Origin of the sequence: Blautia sp. HCP3S3_D9 (assembly GCF_052063845.1) — a bacterium.
Taxonomy (GTDB): Bacteria; Bacillota; Clostridia; order Lachnospirales; family Lachnospiraceae; genus Blautia_A.
On sequence record NZ_JBQHWS010000246.1, the window covers coordinates 1 to 1,946 of the forward strand.

Annotated in this window: 1 protein-coding gene; it reads left to right on the forward strand. The window is 34.9% G+C overall.

Annotation, left to right across the window (positions count from 1 at the left end):
- Window positions 1-735: 735 nt before the first annotated feature.
- Window positions 736-1,692, forward strand: coding sequence for a PD-(D/E)XK nuclease family transposase (locus ACTNES_RS20580; protein ID WP_320813713.1), 957 nt, complete (start codon window positions 736-738; stop codon window positions 1,690-1,692).
- Window positions 1,693-1,946 lie beyond the last annotated feature (254 nt).

A 1,946-nucleotide genomic window follows, 5' to 3' on the forward strand; every position in this document is an offset into this window, starting at 1 on the left:
CTGCTTTCGTACAAAACATCGAAAACAGTATAAAATCAAATGCTGTTGTAAAAGCCCTGAAGCGGCTTATTCAGCAAAGGGGCACTCATTTATAAAAGTTGTAAACTGGTGATTTATAACAATATAATCCATAAACAAAAATCATTTTTTTCCAACTAGTTCCTGTTATTTTCTGTTTATAGGAATTATAACATTGTTTAGACGCTATTGTCAGTATAAAGATTTCGACAGCGAAATTCCCCTTACTAACTGAATAGGGGCGCCATTAATAAGCAATTTTTTGGGGGGCCATATATAGGAACAATTATTATAATTAAATTCTCCGCAGGAATCGTTTTAATCGAAATGCAACGATTTGCTTTTTCGTTTCAATTAAAATGCAACGATTATCGTTTTAGGTTCGTATAAATTAAACAAGCAAAATAAGTTTTATAACTGTCTAAAATATAATAAGAGCAATCAAAAAACTGCTTATAAGTCTTTTGGAATCAATAATATATTCAGCCCATGGTCCAACCTGAAAACAGCTACTGTTAAATAATCCATTTGGGTAAATAATACAGATTCCTAAAAAGAAAACCCCAGTCATTTTGACTGGGGTCTTTCTTTGTCAAAACTTATCCTGCGATTGTCGAAAAATTTTTCTGGTAAATAAATATCTGCTCTGATAAAATATAAGTACAAAATATGTGACAGGAGGTGACATCCATAATACGTCAAACGAATCTGGCACAAATGATAGACCTTGCCGCAGATCGTGCAAGATATGATGAATGTGCCAAGAAACTATTAACCTATAAGGCAGTCATTGCCTGGATCCTCAAATCCTGTACAAAAGAATTTTCCCAATATAGTGTCAATTTTATCTGTGATAACTGCCTGAAAGAAAATATCGAAATTTCCAGTCGGGCAGTACATCAGGACCATCCTGACCGCAGTAAATTACTGGATGGAAACGAACAAATAGACTGCCTTAATTCCGAAGCAAATGCTATCAAAGACCAGACTGTGTATTATGATATTCGTTTTAAGGCATATATTCCGAACACCGAAGAACCCGTACATCTGATCATCAATTTGGAAATCCAGTTAAATGACACACCGGGGTATCCATTAGTTACAAGAGGATTTTATTATTGTGCAAGAATGATTTCCGAGCAGTATGGAACTATTTTTACTGGTGAACATTATGAAAAGCTTCAGAAAGTCTACAGTATTTGGATCTGCCCGGATCCGGCGAAAAAACGTAGAAATGGAATCTTCAGATACCATACAGTACAGGATACAGTATTGGGAAAGCCTTATGAAACTCTTGGCAGTTATGACCTTATGGAAGTTGTTATCGTAAATTTAGGTGATGCAGATAAAGAGAGTGATCTGGAGATCCTTGATCTGCTGAATACACTCTTCTCTCTTTCTACATCCTCTGAGACAAAGAAAAAACGTCTTCAGAAAGATTTTGGCATCGCCATGACAGAAGAATTTGAAAGTGAGGTGCAGGATATGTGTAATCTGGGAAAAGCACTTGTTGAACAAGGCATTGAGCAAGGTGTAGAAAAGAAAAATCTATCTCTTGCAAAAATGATGATCAAAGATAAAGAATCTCTCGATAAGATTGAAAAATATACTGGTTTTTCTGCCGATAAGTTAAAAGAGATTGCAGCATCTATCGGAACAAACCTTACTGCTTAGAATACGTCTCCTATGGCAGCTATACATAATAAGACAATAGAAAAATTTGGTACTTAAAATAGAGCTTTCAATTGTATCTCGTTGATATAGTTGAAAGCTTTTTATGTGATAACATAACGATTTCTTAATATAACTGATGATTTAAATACTAAGACTTCCCATACCCAAAATGGGCTTTGCACCATGAAAATTCAATATTTCAGCTAACAAAATAACGATTTATGCCACCTTAACCTGTGGATGAAGCGCATTGC